Annotated in this window: 14 protein-coding genes; 7 read left to right on the plus strand and 7 right to left on the minus strand. The window is 63.7% G+C overall.

The window, feature by feature from the left end:
* Positions 1–16 precede the first annotated feature (16 nt).
* The 5 genes from L8F45_RS18570 to L8F45_RS18590 are packed head-to-tail and all read left to right on the plus strand — an operon-like array spanning position 17 to position 6830.
* A complete protein-coding gene (locus L8F45_RS18570) occupies positions 17–2080 on the plus strand; it encodes an acyltransferase family protein (RefSeq protein WP_342359346.1) in 2064 nt (687 codons plus the stop codon).
* The gene (locus L8F45_RS18575; protein WP_342359347.1) at positions 2077–3453 is read left to right on the plus strand and encodes an O-antigen ligase family protein; all 1377 of its coding nucleotides are present in this window, start codon (positions 2077–2079) and stop codon (positions 3451–3453) included. The genes L8F45_RS18570 and L8F45_RS18575 overlap by 4 nt, the downstream gene beginning before the upstream one ends.
* Positions 3446–4741 (plus strand): lipopolysaccharide biosynthesis protein, encoded by a 1296-nt coding sequence (locus L8F45_RS18580; RefSeq protein WP_342359348.1) that lies wholly within the window; start codon positions 3446–3448, stop codon positions 4739–4741. Before L8F45_RS18575 ends, L8F45_RS18580 begins: the two co-directional genes overlap by 8 nt.
* Positions 4702–5760 (plus strand): glycosyltransferase family 2 protein, encoded by a 1059-nt coding sequence (locus L8F45_RS18585; protein WP_342359349.1) that lies wholly within the window; start codon positions 4702–4704, stop codon positions 5758–5760. The genes L8F45_RS18580 and L8F45_RS18585 overlap by 40 nt, the downstream gene beginning before the upstream one ends.
* Entirely contained in the window at positions 5757–6830 is a 1074-nt protein-coding gene (locus tag L8F45_RS18590; protein WP_342359350.1) for a glycosyltransferase family 4 protein, read from the plus strand. The genes L8F45_RS18585 and L8F45_RS18590 overlap by 4 nt, the downstream gene beginning before the upstream one ends.
* Before the next feature lie 66 nt (positions 6831–6896).
* On the opposite strand, the gene L8F45_RS18595 is transcribed toward L8F45_RS18590, so the two are convergent.
* The 3 genes from L8F45_RS18595 to L8F45_RS18605 all read right to left on the minus strand — a co-directional run bounded on the left by L8F45_RS18595 (position 6897) and on the right by L8F45_RS18605 (position 12193).
* Entirely contained in the window at positions 6897–8924 is a 2028-nt protein-coding gene (locus L8F45_RS18595) for an acyltransferase family protein (RefSeq protein ID WP_342359351.1), read from the minus strand.
* 109 nt (positions 8925–9033) lie between these two features.
* On the minus strand, positions 9034–10368 hold the full coding sequence (locus tag L8F45_RS18600; RefSeq protein ID WP_342359352.1) for an HlyD family type I secretion periplasmic adaptor subunit: 1335 nt from the start codon (positions 10366–10368) through the stop codon (positions 9034–9036).
* The gene (locus tag L8F45_RS18605; protein WP_342359353.1) at positions 10358–12193 is read right to left on the minus strand and encodes a type I secretion system permease/ATPase; all 1836 of its coding nucleotides are present in this window, start codon (positions 12191–12193) and stop codon (positions 10358–10360) included. Before L8F45_RS18605 ends, L8F45_RS18600 begins: the two co-directional genes overlap by 11 nt.
* A 216-nt stretch (positions 12194–12409) precedes the next feature.
* Between L8F45_RS18605 and L8F45_RS18610 the strand changes: the two genes are divergently transcribed.
* Positions 12410–12610, plus strand: coding sequence for a hypothetical protein (locus L8F45_RS18610; protein WP_342359354.1), 201 nt, complete (start codon positions 12410–12412; stop codon positions 12608–12610).
* Positions 12611–12648: 38 nt separating this feature from the next.
* Here L8F45_RS18610 and L8F45_RS18615 read toward each other — a convergent pair whose 3' ends face one another.
* Together L8F45_RS18615 and L8F45_RS18620 are read right to left on the minus strand one after the other, a co-directional pair.
* Entirely contained in the window at positions 12649–13242 is a 594-nt protein-coding gene (locus tag L8F45_RS18615) for a hypothetical protein (protein ID WP_342359355.1), read from the minus strand.
* 317 nt (positions 13243–13559) lie between these two features.
* Positions 13560–14540, minus strand: a complete 981-nt coding sequence (locus L8F45_RS18620; RefSeq protein ID WP_342359356.1) for a transglutaminase-like cysteine peptidase — start codon at positions 14538–14540, stop codon at positions 13560–13562.
* A 329-nt stretch (positions 14541–14869) separates the two neighbouring features.
* Between L8F45_RS18620 and L8F45_RS18625 the strand changes: the two genes are divergently transcribed.
* Positions 14870–16156 carry a polysaccharide biosynthesis/export family protein gene (locus L8F45_RS18625; RefSeq protein ID WP_342359357.1) on the plus strand — a complete coding sequence of 429 codons (1287 nt, stop codon included), beginning with the start codon at positions 14870–14872 and terminating at the stop codon, positions 16154–16156.
* 209 nt (positions 16157–16365) lie between these two features.
* Here L8F45_RS18625 and L8F45_RS18630 read toward each other — a convergent pair whose 3' ends face one another.
* Positions 16366–17163 carry a hypothetical protein gene (locus L8F45_RS18630; RefSeq protein ID WP_342359358.1) on the minus strand — a complete coding sequence of 266 codons (798 nt, stop codon included), beginning with the start codon at positions 17161–17163 and terminating at the stop codon, positions 16366–16368.
* The gene (locus L8F45_RS18635) at positions 17160–19421 is read right to left on the minus strand and encodes a Wzz/FepE/Etk N-terminal domain-containing protein (RefSeq protein ID WP_342359359.1); all 2262 of its coding nucleotides are present in this window, start codon (positions 19419–19421) and stop codon (positions 17160–17162) included. The genes L8F45_RS18630 and L8F45_RS18635 overlap by 4 nt, the downstream gene beginning before the upstream one ends.
* Between the last annotated feature and the right edge of the window lie 24 nt (positions 19422–19445).

Here is a 19445-nt window from a genome sequence, read left to right on the forward strand (position 1 = left end):
AGCGGGACGGTGTGATTTGACGCCCTCACGATATATTCCGGCGATCGACGGGCTGCGCGCCATCGCGGTCCTTTCCGTGTTTTTCTATCATCTGCGTGAATCGCTGATTCCCGGAGGATATTTCGGCGTCGACATTTTCTTCGTGATTTCCGGTTTTGTCGTCACGAGCTCCGTCGCGGACGCCAAATTCTCGAGCCTGCTGGAATTTCAGAGCTACTTCTATGCGCGACGCATCGTGCGCATCGTTCCGGCGCTCATCGTCTGCCTCGCAGCCACCGCGTTGCTCAGCGTTCTCTTCATCCCGTCGTCCTGGCTCAGCAGCTCCCTGTCGGAAACCGGGATTGCCGCCTTCTTCGGCTTCAGCAACATTGTCCTTGCGCTCAACAGCGACGAATATTTTTCGCCGCGCGCCACATTCAATCCTTTTGTTCACACCTGGTCGCTCGGCGTCGAAGAGCAGTTCTATCTGATCTTTCCATTCCTCATCTATTTCTTCGGGGACCGAAGTGGACGGGGAAAAAACGGCGCCTTCCTTCCCGTCGCGCTGCTTTCGCTTCTCTCGCTCATCGCCTGCGGCCTGCTGACGCTGAAGCGATGGGAGTATGCGTTCTATCTCCCCATCGCGCGGTTCTGGGAGATGGGCGCCGGCGTCTGCCTTTATCTCGCGATCGGGCGATGGAAACCGCGCTTCGAGACGCTCCCTGCGTCACGCGTCAACGCGATCGCGCTCGCATCCATCGTCGCCATGGCGGGATCTTTCGCTATTCCGGCGACGATCTTCTCGCCCTTCCCGACAGCTCTCATTCCTGTCGCAGCTTCATGCGCCTTGATCGCCTGCGTGACGGCGCGCCAGGAAACCTCTGTCGCGCAGGCGCTTTCGATGCGCGCTCCCGTCGCGATCGGCAGGATCTCATATTCGCTCTATCTCTGGCACTGGCCGGTCTTCGTCCTGTTCCGCTGGACGGCCGGCCTCGACAGCCTCTTCAATTGCGTGATCGCCGCCGGTCTCGCACTGGCGCTGAGCGTCGCCTCGTTCGTGTTCGTCGAGACGCCGACACGACGCTTCAACTGGCGGTCCCATATCTCGGCCTATCGTTTCATCCCCGCTGCGCTCGCCGTGATCGTGCTCTGCGCCGGCGGCGCGGCCGCGCTTTTTCAGTTGCGATCGCGCATCACCTTGAGCGTCACCGGCGACACCGCCGCGTGGTATCCCGTCGAACGCCCCGCCCGCGCCGGGCAGGCCTGCCGCGCCAGCAAATCGATCGTTAACGAACAGGGCGCGCGAGTCGCGGTCTGGACAGCGACCGGATGCGCGCATGAGCCATCGAACCGCGTCCTGCACGTCGTCGGCGATTCGCATGCGGACGCCTACACGCCGATGGTCAGCCGCTTCGCGATGGACACCGGCATGACAGTCCGGATCTATACGAGCGCCGGTTGCGCCTTCATTCCGCTCTATCGACCGGTGTCCGATCTCGACAAGGATTGCCACGCCGCTCACGACCGGCTGGCCCGCGCCCTTTCCGACGCCGCGAAGCCCGATGATATCGTCTTCCTCGCCAGCCTGCGGCTGCCGCGCTTCCATGATCAGTGGGGCGGCGTGGAAGAATTGCGTCAGCGCAGATCCGACAGCGATCCTGACGGAGCGCGGCGAAATGCGATCGTGCAGGAGGCTGTCGCGCTGCTGCGGCCGCTGGCTGATCGCGGCGTGCGGATCGAGTTCGAGGCGCCGAAGCCGATCTTCAAGAGCCCGCCCTTCCGATGCGCCGACTGGTTCAACGAGCATAATCCGGTTTGCGCGGCGGGATTCGAAATCGATCGCAGCCAGCTCCTGTCTCTCCGCCAGCCCGTGACGGACGCCATGTCCGCATTGGCGACGAAGCTCTCGAATGTGACGATCTGGGACCCCTTCCCGCTCCTGTGCCCCACGGCGGTTTGCAACTCGTTCGACCGGGGGCGGCCGGTTTATTTTGACGCCGACCATCTCAGCGGGCTCGGCAACGATATGGTCTATGAAGATTTCCGAAAGCACACCCTTGCGCTATTGAGCGCCGGACAGACTGCGAGAATTTCCCGGTGACCGCCTCCGACGCCCATCCGCCAGGAGAGTCGAGCGCCGCCCCGATCGGGAGGCGAATCGCGCCGCGTCCGGCGAGGTTGCAGCGCAGCGCGCCTCGTGGCGGAAGCCATAGCTACCGGCGCCCGCCGAACGTCAAACTCGCGGCGTTCTCCATCTCCTGCCTGCTGATTCTGATGATCGCCGGGCCTTACATGACGCTGAAGACGCTGCCTTATACGGGGGAAGGCAGCCCGCTCAGGCAGGTCATCTATATCGCGCTCTTTCTCTGCGTGGCCATGGCCGCGCGCGTGGGCGATCAGCCGTCTCGTCTGCTGGCGATTCCATTCACCCTTGCTTTGACGCTCGGCTGGTGCTGGCTGAGCCTCACCTGGGCGGTGGCCCCCGATGTCGCCGTGCGGCGTCTTCTGCTGACGACGATCGTCATCATGAGCATCTTCATGGCTGTCGATCTGATCGGCTCGACTCGCACTCTGCGCCTGATGCGCACCATCCTGGTGCTCGTGCTGGCGGTGAACTACGCCGCTGCAGTCCTCGCGCCATCCATCGGCACGCACGAGGCGGTGTCAGTCGAGGGATTCGGACTCGATCCCGATCTGATCGGCAACTGGAAGGGCGTCCTTGAGCAGAAGAACTTCGCCGGCGCGGTCTGCGCGCTGACCATCATGCTCTTTGTGTTCGATGCGCGCGCGATTCCGAAATGGTTCCGCGCCGCCGTCATCGTGGCGAGCGCGTATTTCCTCTATCGCACGCACGCAAAGACCTCGTTCGGAATTCTCGCCATTTCAATCGTCGCGGGCGCGATCTTCCTGACCTACAATCCGCGCTATCGCTTCCTGCTCTTTCTGGGCGCCGCGATGACCATCTTCTTCACGGTCACTTTCGGCTTCATCTATTGGGACGCCATCGCCGAACCTTTCAGGCGTCCGGACGCATTCACGGGGCGCGTCCAGATCTGGTCCGTCATGATGGCCTACTGGCAAGACCACTGGCTTGGTTCGGGCTACGGCTCCTTCTGGAATGTCGGCGACGATAGCCCGCTCTATCGCTACACGAAGACGGGAAGCTGGGTGTCGCTCGTCGCGATCGGGCACAATGGCTATCTCGATCTTCTCGTGCAGACCGGATTGCCCGGCCTTGTGCTCGCGATCGCCGCAGCGGTGGTCGCGCCCCTGATCAAACTGTTCACGAGCCTGAAAATTCCGCGGCAGCGAGGCGCGCTGCTGTTCGCCTTTCAGATATTCTGCGCCGGCCACAACCTGACCGAGACGAGCCTGCTCGATCGCGACGCGATCATTCAGATTATGTGGATGCTGACGATCGCAATGATCGGCGTCGAAACCCGGCTGCGCTCCGCCCCCCGCGCGCATGCTTGAACCACCCGCGCGCGGCGCGTCCAGACGCGCCCTTCTCGAAAAAGCCTTTCGCTATGGGCTCGCCGCCGTCGGGCCCGTCGGCGCCGCCGTTTCGCAATTTCTGCTCTCGCTGCAACTGCTGCGTATGATGCAGCCAGCGCAATTCGGCGCGTTCTCCTTCCTTCTCGTCACCTCGCAATTCAGCAACGGCGTATGGAGCGCGCTGTTCTGCGCGCCCCTGCCGGTTCTCATGGGCGGCGAGGATGCGGCGCGACGCGAGGCGATGCTGCGCGCGCTCTTCACGGCGAATCTTCTCGGCGCCGCGATCGCTTTCCTCATATTCTGGGCGCTCGGCGCCTCGCTCGGCGCGCCGACGCCGGCGGCGTTGTTTTTCGCCGGATATGGCGCGCTTGCGCTGCTTCGATGGTTCGGGCGCGCCTACGCCTATGTCACATCCGCGCCCATGCGAACGACCGCATCCGATCTCCTCTACACGCTGACGCTGTTCGCCGGCGTCGTGCTCATTCAATTCCGGCAGCCGGATTCGCTGACGCTTCCCCACGCCGCGCTCTGCCTGAGCGCCGCCGTTTCGCTGCTGCCTTTCGGCAAGGATTATCTCTCGCGTCAGTTCGTGCGCCTGTCGCTGCGCGAGACGCCGCTTTATGGCGAAGTCTGGCGGCGGCATTCGAGCTGGTCGCTGACCGGCGTCGTCACGACCGAAGCGACCGCGAACGCGCACGCCTATCTCGTCACCTTCTTTCTCGGGCCGGGCGCATTCGCGCCCTTGTCCGCGAGCGCTCTGCTGATCCGTCCGATCAGCGTCGTGACGAATGCGCTGAGCGACTTCGAACGGCCCCAGATGGCGCGCGAGATTCATGAGAACCGCCTCGATCGCGCCGAGCGCTCCGTCCGCCTATTCCGCCTTGCGTTGATGGCGATGTGGGTGGCGACCGCCGCGGGAGCAGCCGCGCTGCTTGCCTATGCGCCTCAGCTCATTTTTCCCAGCCGCTATCCGCTCGCCGAGATCGCAACCGGCGCCGCACTGTGGATGGCGGTTTCCGCAATTCGCCTTCTGCGCACGCCCGAAAGCATTCTTCTGCAGGCCGGCGGCATGTTCCGTCCGCTCGCCTATGCGAGCATGATTTCCTGCGGCGTCTCGATTGCGGCTGTCGGCGCGCTTCTCGCGCTTGGCGGACCGCTCTGGTCCATCGCGGGCATCTTTATCGGCGAGGCGATCTACGCCTTCTGGGTCTGGCGGCAGGCGCGGAGATGGCGCGCCGCAGAAACGGCGAAGTCGACCGCGCCGTGAAGCTCACCATCGGCATCAAGGCGCTGAACGAAGAGCGCCATATCGCGGCATCGATCGCGAGCGCGGTGGAGGCGGCGCGCGCCTTCGACGGCGAGGTGATTCTCGCTGACAGCGGCTCGACCGACAGGACCATCGAGATCGCAAAACAATTTCCGATTCGCATCGTGCAACTCGCCGATCCTTCCGAGCGGAGTTGCGGGACCGGCGCCCAGCTCGCCTTCCAGCATGCGAGCGGCGACTATTTCTACCTGCTCGACGGCGATATGATTCTCAACGCCGCATTCATTCCGGCCGGCGTCGCCTTTCTCGAACAAAACCCTGAAGTCGCCGCGGTGGGCGGGCTCGTCAACGAAAAGAATATCGCCGGCGAAGAGTACCAGATCCGCGCAAACACAGTGCGGACCGATCCGAACTGGCTGCCTGGCGTCGTCAACCGGCTCGATTGCGGCGGCCTCTACAAAGTCTCCGCGGTGCGGGACGTCCACTATTTCGCCGACCGCAACCTGCATGCGTTCGAGGAGCTCGAGCTTGCGATGCGCCTTCAGGAGAAGGGCTGGAAACTCGCGCGCATCGACGTCGCGGCCGTCGATCATTTCGGGCATAGCGTCGGCGGACTAGCGATGCTGCGTCGCTGGCTTCGCTCAGGCTATGCGAACGCCGCCGGCGAGGTTCTGCGCGGCGCGATCGGGAAGCCGCATCTCTTGTTGCTCCTGCGACAGCTCGCCCATATCCGCCATGGCGCGGTCGTCATTCTCTGGTGGATCGCGCTTGCGGCGTGCCTAATATTCTATCCGCTGCTGGCTATTCCGCTCGCGCTGGCCCCGCTGCTTTTTCTTGCGGCGCGCCGGGGCTCGCTTAGGCTCGGCGCCTATTCTTTTGCGACATGGAACGTGCTCGCCATCGGGCTGTTGCGGGGGCTGCGTCAGCGCCGCAAGCCGCCTGAAACGGCGATTGCGTCGGTCGAATTGCAGGCGCCGACGTCGCGCGGATCCAGCCTCGCGTCCTCATCAGGCTCATGAAACGCATCGCCGTCATCGCTCCGCATTTTCAGGAATATGCGCTTCTGCTCGCGAACGCGCTGTCACGCGATGCGCGCGTCATGCTCGTCATCGAGCAAGATCGGCTCGACAGCGAATATGCCGATCGTGTGATGCCGAAATCTCCGACGGTCGAAATCAGGAATGTCAGTTTTGGCTCGCCTTTCGATGCGCTCCGCATCGCGCTCAGCTTCCTGAGATTCAGGCCATCGGTCATCCACATCCAGGAAGCGTCCGGCCTGATCAAATCGGTCATCTGCGCTGTTATCGCGGCTCTGTTCCGTCCCTTCTGCACGATCGCGCTCACCGTGCATGACCCCACTCCGCATGACGGCCGCGACGCGGCGATCGCGCAAAGACTCCATCGCTTCCGCGCTTTCGTCCGGCGGTCGGCGCATGTCGTGTTCGTGCATGGCCGGCATTGCTATGATGAATATGTCGCGGCCTATACGCTTCCCGGCCAGAAGGTCGTGGTGACTGAGCATGGCGTCATTCTGGCCGGCGATCAGACCAGGGCCGAGACCCCGCCGCCCCTGCGCGTGCTCTCATTCGGGCGGATGGAGAAATATAAGGGCGTCGATGTTCTCTGCGAAGCGGCGGAAATGCTCAGCGCCGAAGGGCTTGATTTCCGCCTGCGCATCGCCGGTCGCGGCCCCGAGCTCGATCAGTTCGAAGAACGCTTCACGAAGCTGCGTGAAGTCAGCGTCGCCAACGCCTTCATCCCGGCCGCCGCGCTGATCAAAGAGATTGAAGAATCGGATTGCGTCGTGCTGCCTTATCTCAGCGCCACGCAAAGCGGCGTGCTGGCCGCGGCTTTCGCCAATGGACGGTTCGTGATCGCAAGCCGCGTCGGCGGCATTCCCGATGTTGTCGACGACAAGAACAATGGACTGCTCGTCCCGCCGAACGATCCGAAAGCGCTTGCGGACGCGATCAGACTCGTTGCGAACGATGCGGAGCTGAGGCGGCGCCTCAAGGCCGGCGCATCCGACATCGCGAAGGGCCGTCTCAACTGGGGCAATATCGCGCGCGATCTTCTCGCGGCCTACTGAGATCGCGCGAGGCTAGGATCGCGCGAGACAGGGATCGCCGGAGACCAGGCCCGCCCTCGCCGCGATCTAACGCGACGCGGCCTTGACCTGCTGATTGATCAATTCGCTGACGCGCCGCGCCCCTTCCCGGCTCAGATGACCCTCGTCGACGAGCAACGCGACATCAGGCGCATAATCACAATAGCCCGTCTTCTCCGCATCCCTGCAGAAGATCGCGGCCGGATCGACAAAAACGATTCCACCGCCGCTCGCGGCGCGCACGCGATCATTGAACATCCGACTGGCCTTCAGATATTCGCCGAGCGGCACGCGCGCGACGGGATCCGCATCGCCAAACCTTCGCAGCGTCCTGACGAAGTAGCCGGCGCCGAGTTCGGGATTCTCGTAGTAGCTCCCGACAATGACAACCTTCTTCCCCGCTTCGACGAGTTTTGCGGCGGTCGCGATGAACGCTTCAAGGATCGCGTTGCGGACGCCCTCCACCGTCGCCGGGCGTGGCCCATCGGGCATGACGCCGAAGCCGGCAGGCAGGTTCTGCAGATCGAGATGCCAGACATAATTGTTGAACAGCACGACAGTCTCGATCGACGGTTCGCTGGCGATGTATCTGAAGGCTTCATCATTGAAGCGCCGGCAGTCGGCGGCGACTTTCTCACTGTTCGGCGTTGCGCGCAGCGGCGCGACGCCGAGAATCGATGGGCATCCATGCGCTATCAGGGCGATGGTCGCGACGCCGGGATTCACGGCTTCGAATCCCGGCTTCAACGCATCCGTGAAAGAGTCGCCCCAGAGCGCGACGCGCGGCGGCGACGTCTTGTCGCCCATCCGGCAGGGCGGCGAGAGCGCGCCGCTGACGGACCAGAGGCACGCCCTCGGCGAGAGCGAAGGCTCCGCGACGACATTGAGGTCGGCGATCTTCCGACCGTAAAGCAAGCGGACGCCGTCATAACGGCTGAGCAGCGACGAAAGCCCGCCGCCGATGACAAAGACGGCGGCGAGAACGCCGGCGCATGACGCGCAGGCGCGCAGCGGCGATCCGACAAGCACATCGGCGAACGACCTGCGCGGTGAAGCGACCGGATGGCGGAAAGGCGCTTCCACAAATCGCCAGGAGAAGCTCGCCATCGCGACCGCGACGATGACGGAAATGGCGACCGCGATCGGCGATTCCGGCCCCGCGATATATTTCGCAAAGACGATCGCCGGCCAGTGCCAGAGATACAGCGAATAGGAAATGAGGCCGATGAAATTGATCGGCCTCCATGCGAGCAGACGCGAGACGAACGGCGCGCGCGGCGATGCGCCGGACGCGATGACGAGAAGCGCCCCGCAGCAGGGCAGCAGAGCGGCGACGCCGGGAACGGCGGACGCCTGATTGAGCACAGCGAAGCCCGCGAAGATCAGCGCGCAGCCTGCGGCGGCGCACGCTTCGCCGAGCCACGGCGCCACCTTGAGGCGGGGATAGAGAAGCGCAAGCAAGGAGCCGCCAAGAAGCTCCCAGGCGCGCGTCGGCAGGAGATAGAAGGCCGCGCCCGGCCAAAGCCGGATCGTGACCGCGGCGATGACGAAGGATCCTGAGAACGCGACGATCAGCGCCAGCGTCACGACCCGGAATCGAAATGCGATGCGAAGGAAGATCGGAAAGAAAATATAGAACTGTTCTTCGACCGCGAGCGACCAAGTGTGCAGCAGCGGCTTCGATTCGGCGATAATGTCGAAATAGCCGCTCTGCCGCCAGAAGAAGAGGTTCGACGCGAAAGCCGCGGTCGCTGCAAGCGAGCCGCCGAAGGAGGCAAGCTCGGCAGGCGGCAGCCAGATCAGGGCGAACAAAATCGCAAAGGCAAGCATGAAAAGCAGCGCCGGGATGATCCGGCGGATGCGGCGCGCATAGAATTCAAGGATCGAATAGCGATCCTCTTCGATCTCACGCGTCAGGATCGAGGTGATCAGAAAGCCGGAGATGACGAAAAAGACGTCGACGCCCGTAAAACCACCGGGCGCGAAGGACGGAAAAGCGTGATAGGCGACGACGGAGCTAACGGCGATCGCTCGCAGCCCGTCAATATCGTAGCGATAGCCTTGTCGAGCTTGCATTCCTGCGTCGTTTGTCCCGGCTGCGGCGTCTTTTCTAGACGCCTGTCGCGCAGACGCCAAGAAAGCATCACCAAGGAACGGATGCGGCGTCTTTCCGCCGGACGACGCGTTACTCCCTGAACACGCGCTGCATCTGGTCGCGCATCGGCTGCAGGAGATAGGCGAGCACCGTGCGCTCGCCCTTGATGATGAAGGCTTCCGCCGGCATGCCGGGAATGAGCGCGAGCGGCTTGCCCTCGGCATTCTTCGGCGGCTCGACCGAGACCTTGATCTTGTAGAAGCGGCGGCGCGTCTGCTGATCCTCGATCAGATCAGGCGAAATGGACGCGACTTCGCCTGACGACAGCTTGATGTTGCGGTCGGCGAAGCCGCTGAACTTGACTTCGACGCGCTGGCCGAAATGCACATGCTCGATATCCTGCGGCTCGACCATGGCGTCGACGACGAGCTTGTCATTCTCCGGCACCACATACATCGCGGCCTCGCCGGGACCGAGAACGCCGCCGACCGTGAATACGCTCTGCTGATGGATCATGCCCGTCGCCGGCGCGCGGATCTCGATGCGCGCGAGGCGATCCTCGGCGGCGATCTTGCGCTCGACCGTCTCGTTGAGCTTGCTGATGGCGGCCGAGAGATCCTTGACCACCTCGGAGCGGAAATCGTCGTCGGCGCGGGCGATCTGGATATCCTTCTCCGCGATCGAGCCGCGGGCGGCGGCTATATCCGCGATCAGCTTGCCGCGTTCGCCCTCGATGCGCGTGCGATCGCGATCGAGCGCGTTGACGCGCGCGATCGGCGCGAGATTCTTGGCGTAAAGCTCGCGCACGCCCTTCAGTTCCTCGGCGATCAGCGTCAGTTCGCTTTCGCGGGCGGCGCGCTGGGCGATCAGGCCCTCGATGCTCGCCTGCAACTGCCTGATCTGCTCCTTGAGCTGCGTGCGCCCGGTCTCGCGCGCGGTGCGGCGGCTCTTGAAGATCGTGACCTGGCCCGCGATCGCAGCCTGCGCGTCAGCGTCCGTCGTCGCGCGCTTCAGCAACGCGTCGGGAAAACGGATTTCCGCGGCTTCGTCGCGCTCGGCTGCGAGGCGCGCCTGCTGCGCCGTCAATTCGTCATAGGATTTCGCGAGGATCGCGAGATTGGCGCGCACCACCGTGTCGTCAAGGCGGATGAGCAGATCGCCGGCCTTCACGCGATCGCCGTCGCGCGCGCGCAGCTCCGCGACCACGCCGCCTTCGGGATGCTGAACCTTCTTCGAGCTGCTTTCGACCGCGACCTGGCCCTGCGCGATGACGGCGCCGGACACGCGCGCGAGCGCCGACCAGCCGGCGAGGCCGCCAATCAGCCCAAGCGTGACGAACAGGCCGGCGAGCGCGTGATTGTGAATCGATCGTGCGGTGGCGGAGCGCGAGCGCTCCATTTCTGAATCGGGCGCGTCAGGCGACATTGGACGCCTTCACTTCCCGACGAAGCGCGCCGGGCGCCGGCTCGACGCGCATCGACGCGCCGACAACCGGATGGAGCGTCGGCGCCGGAGAGACCGGCGGCGGAGCGTGCATCGCCGCGATCTTTGCGAGCACTTCGTCTTTCGCTCCGAAAGCGATCTGCCGACCTTCGATGATGGCGACAAGCTTGTTGACGGCGCCGATGGCGCTGCGGCGATGCGCGATCATCACGACGACGCCGCCGCGCTCGCGAACCGAAGCGATCGCCTTGTTCAACGCGGCGTCGCCCTCGCCATCGAGATTGGAATAGGGCTCATCAAGCACGACAAGGAAGGGATCCATATAGAGCGCGCGCGCCAATCCGACGCGCTGACGCTGCCCCGCGGACAGCTTGAGGCCGCCTTCGCCAATGCGCGTGTCATAGCCTTGCGGAAATCTGAGGATGAGATCATGCGCGTTGGCGATCTGGGCCGCGCGCACCACCGCTTCGTCGGTGCGATCGGGATCGAAGCGCGCGATGTTCTCCGCGATCGTTCCATCGAACAGATCGACATCCTGCGGCAGATAGCCGATCGCCGCGCCGCGATCGGCGGCGGTGAACTGATGCAGCGGCGCGCCGTCGAGCGTGACCTCGCCGCGCAGCAACGGCCAGACGCCGGTCAATGCGCGCGCCAGCGTCGTCTTGCCGGAGCCTGAAGGTCCGACCACGCCAAGACCGTCGCCGGCCTCGACCGCAAAATGCACGCCGCCGACAGTTGGCTGCGAGACGCCGGGCGGCGCGATGAAGCCGCCTTCGACGCGCAATTGCTTGCGCGGCGCCGGCAGCCGCGTCTGCGGCTCGGGAATATCGTTCGCGATCAGCGCGCGCCGGAGACGCCCGATCGCCTGGCGCGCGCCGACGAACAGGCGCCATTGCGCGACGGCGGCGTCGATCGGCGCCAGCGCGCGCGAGGAGAGGATCGAGGTCGCGATGATGGCGCCGGATGAAATCTCCTGACGCACAGCGAGCAGCGCGGCGAGCGCGAGCACGAGGGATTGCAGCAGCATGCGCAAGCCGCGCACCCAGGCGCTGATCGTCGTCGAGCCATCGGCGCTGTGTTGCTGCGCGTCGAGATAATCGCGCGTGCGCTGCTCGAAGCGCTGCTCCAGCCTCTTGGCGAGATTCATCGTCGCCAGCACTTCGGCGTTGCGCCGGCCGCCATCGACGGCGCCCTGACGCTGCGCGCCGAATTTCACCGTCGCCGCGACAGCGCCGCGGGCGCGAAATTCGCCATAGATCGCGAGCGCCGTCACAACGATTGCGCCGCCGACCGCAAGCCAGCCAAGCCAGGGATGAAACAGGAAGCAGATCAGGATGTAGATCGGCGCCCAGGGCAGATCGAAGAGAGCGGCGGGACCCGGAGACGCCACGAACTGGCGCACCTGATCGAGATCGCGCACCGGATCCGCCTTGTCCTGTCCCGGCCGGTTCAGAAGCGAAAGGCTGACGGCCGCGCGAAATGTCGGCGCGGCGAGGTCCTCGTCGAGCCTGCGGCCGACGCGCGCCATCATGCGCGAACGAATGGTCTCGAGAAGAGCCTGAACGCCGTAGAGAATGGCGACGATCGTCACCAATGCGCCAAGCGTCTGCAGGCTGCGGCTCGGCAACACCCGGTCATAGACCTGCAGCATGAAAAGCGAGCCGGTCAGCATCAACAGATTGATCACGCCGGAAAACATCGCCATCGCCGAGAACGCCGACCATGATCGGCGCAGCGCGCGCGAAAACTGGTCGCGCGCCGGCGTCTGAAGCAGCAACCGCTTTGAAGAGGCCGGGAGTACGGTCATAAAAACGTGGCGTCCGCGCGGTGAATGCAAGCGCCCGAAATAGCCGAAATTCCTTAACCGAATTGACCGCCGGCGCGCGCGTCGCTTTGACGCTAACATCGCCGAGATTGTCAAATCAAATGAAAAACCGGGCGATTGGGCCTTATTTCACGACGCCGGCCGCGAAATCGAATCTTAACAAAATGACCCGAGACTCCACGTGGAAGAGAGCTTTCGATGTTCACGCAGCGTGAGGACCGCTCGATCCCGGATCACGACACGATTGCGGATCTGATCGAGCTCCTGACCTTCTCCGGCGGCAAGCTGCCCAATCTCACGGCCGACGAAGTGAAAACGTTGGTCGACGGATTGCGCGCGCTGGAAAGCGAGCGGGCGGAACGGCGAACCGCCGTCCTGGTCAGCGAACATCTCTTCTAGCGATCAATAATCATCCCGGCGTCCGCGGCCGGACGCGATCAGCGGATCGGCGCGAGCTGATCGATCGGCCTGATCTTGCCGACCGGCGCCACCGGAGCGATCGCCCGCGGATTGAGCGGATCGAAGAGCATGTTTCCGCTGGACGACAGCCTTTCCTCCGGCCGCTTGGGAATGCTTCCTTCGATGATCTGCGCTCGCGCCTGGTCGCGATAGTCGGTATCGACGGCCGCCCGCGCCTTGAACTCGTCCCGGAAGGAGGAATCCGGGAAGCCCTGAACCGCGAGAGCGATCTGGCGCGCATCCGCCGGCTTGCAGACGCGCGCTGCGACCGCGAGACCCTGCGCGATGGCGCGACGCTGCTGCGGATTTGCGCCATTGACCACTCTCAGGATCGATGGAAGCGCCGCGCGGCTCGAACTCGCGATGATGGCGACGCGCGACACCAAGCCGTTGACGCCATCGCCGGAATCCAGCAACAGCGTGGTCGGCCGCATGACGAAGCGCTCGACGATCGGCTGCGACAGGCTGAACGCCATGACGTTGCAATCCGCTTTCGCCGCGACGGCGGCGAATGAAGCGATCGCGAGGACGCCAGCGTGAATTGCGGAACGGATAAACAGAGAGCGCATCATTTCCAGGGATTCGCCGGCGCTTCGGCCGTCGCCGCACTGTAGAGCATGGCGCGAAAAAGTGGGAACCGGTTTTTCGCAAAAGCCATGCTCTAAACTCTTGGAGTCGATCACGTTCCCGCATTTTGATTGATCCAATCAAAATGCGGCGTGATCTAGGGCGAGATGCGCCACGGGACCAAGACGGAAACCGCGGCGCGTCGCCGCAAGTCAGGCGATCGGCCAATCTCGATCCATGGGCTTGTCGCCCGGGATCACGACCATCTCAAGGCGAACAGCGCTGAAACTCTCGGCGAGGAGGGCTTTAAAACCTTCCGCAATCAGAGCACCGATCCGCCGTTCGGCCCGACCAGCACAGAAGTCCTATCCATCGCAAGCTTCGTCGGACCAAGCGTCAGGGTCCATGACAGCTTGCCGCCGCGATCGAGCGAGCCATTGTCGGAATAGGAATAGTCGGTCGCGCTCCACTGCGGCATCACCACGGGCCCCAGCGTGAACGTCGTCGCACGACGGCCATAGCGCGGACGCGGCTGCGGCGTCGGGCGTCCGACCGTGAAATCGGTCACGCCGGCTGAGACGTCGGACGTCCATTCGTCGGCGGCCGGCGCCTGAGCCACGACAACAGGCTCGGCGGCGACCGGCGCCAAGCGGCGAGCGACAGCCGGAGCAGGCGCGACAGCGGCCATCTGCACGCGGCGGGACGAAGGCTGCGCCATCTTCTCCCACAGCGCGGCGCTGGCGACGGACTCGCGTTTCAACCAGCGATAGCCGGCTCGATCCCACGAGCGGATGTCGCCGCGGAGATTGTCCAGCACCATGTCGCCGCGCGTGGTGCGCGCCACCAGAACCAGGTGACCCTCGCCCCAGGAGGTCATGACCGCTGCGAGCAGCAGGGCGCTTCGCGGCAATCCCATGGCGACGAGTTCATGGCGCTTGGTGACGGCGTAGTCATTGCAATCGCCGGCGGCCGGGTTGACGCTCCAATCCTCGACGCCTGAGGTGACCGCGTGATGCTGCGGACGGATGCGGCTGTTGACGCTGGAATTGACCCTCCGCATCGCCGACATCGTGGCGGCGTCGAGATCGATCAGGACGTTCTCGCCGCTGTGACGGCATTCCTCGGCCTGTTCACGGCAGAATTTGACATAGGGAAGAGGAGCGAGCGCATTTTCGGTCGCCTGCATCCAGGATCCGCCCTGAGGCGACGGCTCGCCAAGGTCGAGCGGAAAGGCCATCGCCGGAGCCGCTGAGAATGACGCCATCGCGCCAGCAATGAGCGAGATATACTGAAGTTTACGCATCACAGCGTCCCGTTCCCTGATAGTAGAACGGTGTACACGCTGCCGAATAAGGCCAGATTTCAGGTTTTATCTGTAATCTATGCGACTTATTCGTACATTATTTACTCTTGAACTTGAACAAAATCATCAACCTCAACGAATTACTACTATCGGCTCGGCTGTCACAAAGTGAGATAAAAATTTAACCATCGAGAGCATTTCACATGGCGCGGCCGGCTTTCCGCCATGGACGCATGGGCCTCTCCAAGCCGCTGAAAACATTTCATTTTTTGCGGTGCAGCGACGCTTAGCCGACAATTACGCATGGCTGCGACGCGAAAGCTTCTCCGATGTTGCCGATAAGCAACGGATTCGCGGCGCGCTTGTGGTACGGAGTTACTAACAATCAGCGCCGGTCTCGGGCGCGGCGACAGCGAGAGAATGGCGTGGTGTTTTCGGGCTGGCTCAGCCGTTCAATCCTGACTCCCCTGGCGATGGCAGCGATGTCCGCGCTGCTCGCGGGCTGCGAGGCGTTTCCGACGCAGGGACCCTATGCGAGCGCCGTCACCGGACAGCCGCCGGGCGATCCTGAAAAGCTTCCCTATATCGTCGTCGACGTGAACCCTCAGGTGCTTTCGGTCGTCGAAACCCAACCGACCCGCACATTGGGCACGACATTCCGCGATCGCGGCGGGCCACGGGAGTTGCGGCTCGGCGTCGGCGACATCGTCAATGTGACAATCTTCGAGGCGGCGGCTGGCGGTCTCTTCATTCCGAGCGAAGCGGGCTCGCGCCCGGGCAACTTCATCAGCCTGCCCTCTCAGGAGATCGACAGGAACGGCACGATCTCGGTGCCATTCGCTGGCGCTATTCCCGCAGCCGGCCGCACGCCGCAAGATGTGCAGAACTCGATCCAGGAGCGTCTGCGCAATCGCGCGATCGAACCGCAGGCGATCGTCACGCTGGGCGACTCGCGCTCGACGCTGGTGTCGGTGACCGGCGAAGTCAGCCAGCCGACGCGTTTCGCCATCACCAAATCGGGCGATCGGGTTCTCGATGCGATCACGCGCGCCGGCGGTTCGCGGTGGCCGACGTATGAAACCTATGTGACGCTGCAGCGCGGCAATCAGGTCGGCACGGTCTATTTCAACCGGCTCGTGAACAATCCGGATAACAATATCTATCTGCGTCCGGGCGACACGATCATCGTCAAGCGCGAGATGCGCACCTTCATGGCGCTCGGCGCGTCGGGCCAGAACGGCACGATCAATTTCGATCAGGAAACGCTGAAGCTGACCGAAGCGCTTGGCCGCGCCGGCGCGATCCTCGATTCGCGCGGCGATCCCGCCTACACCTTCCTCTTCCGCCTTGAGAACCGCCGCACCGTCCAGGACATGGGCAAGGACACCAAAGGATTCAGCAGCGAGCTGATTCCCGTGGTCTACCGCGTGAACTTCCGCGAAGCGCAGGGCTTCTTCCTCGCGACGAAATTCCCGGTCCAGCCGCGCGACGTGCTGTTCGTGTCGAACGCGCCGGCGGTCGAGCTCGCGAAGATCCTGAACCTGATCGACCTCGCGTCGAACACGGTGACGGACGCCGACATCGCCAGGATTTCGCTGAAGGGCGGACGGCGCTGATCTGAGCGTCTGAAGATTAGACGATCGCGACGGGCGGGCGGCGCCAAATCCGCAGCTTCAATTTCGCTTGCTGATATCGGCGGGAGCCGGCGCGCCGTTCAGCGCGCTCTTGCGAGCATGGTCTTCGCAAACGCGTCTCGCGCATCAGCAACGCGCCGCGCGAAGCCCGGCCTCAACAAGCTTGAAAATGAGACGCGCTGGTTGCGCAGTTATCCCGCCCGCCAGGGCGTGCGCCTGCGTTCAGGCGCGTCGGGCAGCAGGATATCGATTCCCTGAAGATCGAGGAAATCCGAGAAGAGGGCCCAGAGGTTCGAATCGAGGCGCGCGCGTTGATCGAAGAGCGTCTGCCGGTCGCCTTCGGGAATCTGCGCCAACGCCAGCGCCGCGGGCTGAAAGAGCCTCGCCTCGAGCAGCAGCCGCCATTCCTCAACCAGGCGCGCTTTCAGTTCAGGCGAAAGCTGGCGATAGACCAGCATCGCCTGCGGATTGCGGCGGACGCTGATCCAGCCTTCGCGCGGCCCCATGCGGTAGGACATGTCGAGATAATCGAGAGTTCGCCGCGTGAAGCCGACGCGCCGCCCCTGAGACCAGTAAAGCGCGAACCAGGCGAAAGAATTGTGCGGAGAGCAGACGAGCGTCTCGCGCGCCAGCGTCTCGACTTTCTCCAGCCGGCCATCAAGCTCTGCGAATTCGCCAACGTTCAACGCCAGTTCGGCGAGCCGCGCGGCAATGAAAAGCGCGCCCTGCTGCACATCGCCCGTGCAGGGGGATTGCAGGATGTTCACACCCTTGAGATCAAGCAGCGGCGCCAGGGCCGAAGCGTCGAATGTCGCGCCATTGCCGATGCGCTTGCCGACGAGCGCCACGCGCCAGCCGGCGACAGAGGCCGGCCCGACCTCGACGGCCCACGCCGCGGCCGCTGACGACAGCAGGAAAAACGAAAGTCGAAGAAGCGGAAAGCGGGAACGCCGGCGACCCGATGGCAGGGAGCCAGCGGCCGACGTCACGCCTTCTTCCGATAACCGTAGCCGTGATGATAATCGGCGTAATAGCGGCCCTCGGAGGCTTCGAGCCGGCGCAGCATGGCCACGCTCGCGCCATTGAGCACGCTGCCGATCATGCGCTCGGAGACGAGGTCGACGCTCGACAGCGCGCTCATCACCACGTCCTTCTTCGTCTTGCCCCAGCCGACAACGAGCACGAAGCCGTCGACGAGATAGCTCGCGGCCTTGACGTCGACGACCGGCAGCACCGGCGGGAAGTCGAGGACCACATATTCATACTTGTCACGCAGCCGGTTGAGCAGATTGCCCATCTCGTCGGACGAGATGAGATCGGCGGTGTGCGAGATGCGGCCGTCGATCACCGCCGGGAGGACGTGCAGCCCGCTGACCGGATCGACCCAGATGACCTCGTTCTCGGCGCGCTTGCCGGTGATGACCTCGACGAGACCCTCGGTCGCCTCCGACGCGATCGCGCGCGTCAGCGCTGGATTGCGCAGATCCGCATCGACCAGGATCACGCGATGATTGGAGCTCGCCATCTGCTGCGCGAGGTTGGCGGCGATCGTCGTCTTGCCTTCCTGCGGCAAGGCCGAGCACACGCCGATCACCCGCGTCGGACGGCGCAGGCTGGCGATGTCGATCGCGACCTTGACGCGCCTGATCGTCTCGGTGAAGCGCGAGAATGGCGCATCAAGCACATGCCGGTTGACGCCAATGTTGGAGCGCAGGATGCGCTGGCCCAGATCAGCCGGCGCGCTCGGCGCCGTCGACGCTATTTCGACGCGCGGCGTCACGCCAAGGCATTCGATCCCGGTCGCCTGCTCGATCTGATCTTCCTCGCGGAAGACATTGTCCATCTGTTCGCGCAGGAACGCGACGCCGCTGCCGAGGCCAAGACCCGCGACGAGCGCGATCGCAACGACGAGCAAGGTTTTCGGGAAGCTCTTGCGCAGCGGCTCGGACGCGGCCGAGATCACGCGCGCTTCGGTGATCGGGAATGTCTGCTGCTGCGTCGCCTCCATGAAGCGCTGCAGGAAGTTGTCATAGAGGTTGCGGAAGCTCTGCGCGGTGCTGTCGAGATCGCGCAGCTTGATCTGCGCCTGCGACGTCACGTTCGACTGGTCGGTCAGCGCCCTGAGGCTGTCCTGCAGCGCCTGTTCGCGCGCCATGGCGATCTCGTAATCGCTCTTGTAGGTCTGGGCGATGCGGCTGAGCTCATCCGACATGTTCCGGCGCAATTCGCGCATCTGATTGCGCAGATTGACCGCCGCGGTGTGATTGACGCCATAGCGCGACGACCAGTCGGCTTCGCGCGCCGTCAAATCGAGAAGCTGCGCCCGCAGTCGGGTGATGACATCGTTGCGCAGCGCATCGGCCACCGTCGCGTCGGGAATCGTTTCCTTTTCCTGCGCGATGTTCTGAATGCGATCGAAACGCGCCTTCGCTTCGGCGGTGCCTGCGCGCGCGGCGGTGAGCTGCGTGTTGACGTCGGTGAGCTGCTGGTCGCTGATCGTGCCGCGGCCCGTATCGATGATGTTGTTCGCAGCCTTGAATTTCTGCACCTCGGTCTCGGCCGCGGTAGCTTGCTGGCGCAATTCGGCCATGCGGTCCTGCAGCCAGCGGCTGGCGCGCAGCGTCGCCTGGTAGCGGGAATCAAGCTCGCCGACGAGATAGGCGTCGGCGATCGCGTTCGCGATCCGCGCCGACTTTTCGCCGCTCAGCGACTGAAAGCTGACGTCGATGGCGTAGGTCAGGCCGACGCGTTTCACCTGTAACGCTTTCGCGAATTGCTCGACCGCCATGCGCTCCTTGCGCTCCTGAGAGTCAGGAGCGTCGGGACCGACGAAAAGTCCCGTGATCGTCTTGATGAGGCTGAACGAGCCTTCGCCGGAATATTCGGGATCTTCCAGCAGCTTCAGATTGCGAATCACGGCGAGCGCCGTGCTGTCCGACTTCAGAATTTCGGCCTGACTCTCGACCGCGCTCGAATCGATCGCCATGTCGCCGACGACCTGCTGCGTCTGGAACAACTGCGTCTTGCGCGTGTCGATCAGGATGGTCATCGACGCCGTATATTTGGGCGCCGCGGTCAGAAGAAAGATCACTGCGGCGAGAAGCGCGACGAAGGTGAAGCCTGCGATTACAGGCCACTGGCGCCGCAGAATGCGAAAGATCGTGTCGAGATTGATCGACGAAAACGGCGACTGCGATTCAAAATCTCTCTCGGCTCGGAGTTCCGAGTGTGGCGTGCTTTTCAGCATTAACGGACGGCACCTGAGTTGCGG

This window comes from Terrirubrum flagellatum, assembly GCF_022059845.1.
Classification (GTDB): Bacteria; Pseudomonadota; Alphaproteobacteria; order Rhizobiales; family Beijerinckiaceae; genus Terrirubrum; species Terrirubrum flagellatum.

Excerpts from the sequence above, each read along its gene's own strand:
- L8F45_RS18615 (WP_342359355.1), bottom strand. The coding sequence starts at position 13,242 with ATGATGCGCTCTCTGTTTATCCGTTCCGCAATTCACGCTGGCGTCCTC.
- L8F45_RS18635 (WP_342359359.1), bottom strand. The coding sequence starts at position 19,421 with ATGCTGAAAAGCACGCCACACTCGGAACTCCGAGCCGAGAGAGATTTT.
- L8F45_RS18610 (WP_342359354.1), top strand. The coding sequence starts at position 12,410 with ATGTTCACGCAGCGTGAGGACCGCTCGATCCCGGATCACGACACGATT.
- L8F45_RS18580 (WP_342359348.1), top strand. The coding sequence starts at position 3,446 with ATGCTTGAACCACCCGCGCGCGGCGCGTCCAGACGCGCCCTTCTCGAA.
- L8F45_RS18625 (WP_342359357.1), top strand. The coding sequence starts at position 14,870 with ATGTTGCCGATAAGCAACGGATTCGCGGCGCGCTTGTGGTACGGAGTT.
- L8F45_RS18585 (WP_342359349.1), top strand. The coding sequence starts at position 4,702 with ATGGCGCGCCGCAGAAACGGCGAAGTCGACCGCGCCGTGAAGCTCACC.
- L8F45_RS18620 (WP_342359356.1), bottom strand. The coding sequence starts at position 14,540 with ATGCGTAAACTTCAGTATATCTCGCTCATTGCTGGCGCGATGGCGTCA.
- L8F45_RS18595 (WP_342359351.1), bottom strand. The coding sequence starts at position 8,924 with ATGCAAGCTCGACAAGGCTATCGCTACGATATTGACGGGCTGCGAGCG.
- L8F45_RS18605 (WP_342359353.1), bottom strand. The coding sequence starts at position 12,193 with ATGACCGTACTCCCGGCCTCTTCAAAGCGGTTGCTGCTTCAGACGCCG.
- L8F45_RS18590 (WP_342359350.1), top strand. The coding sequence starts at position 5,757 with ATGAAACGCATCGCCGTCATCGCTCCGCATTTTCAGGAATATGCGCTT.
- L8F45_RS18600 (WP_342359352.1), bottom strand. The coding sequence starts at position 10,368 with ATGTCGCCTGACGCGCCCGATTCAGAAATGGAGCGCTCGCGCTCCGCC.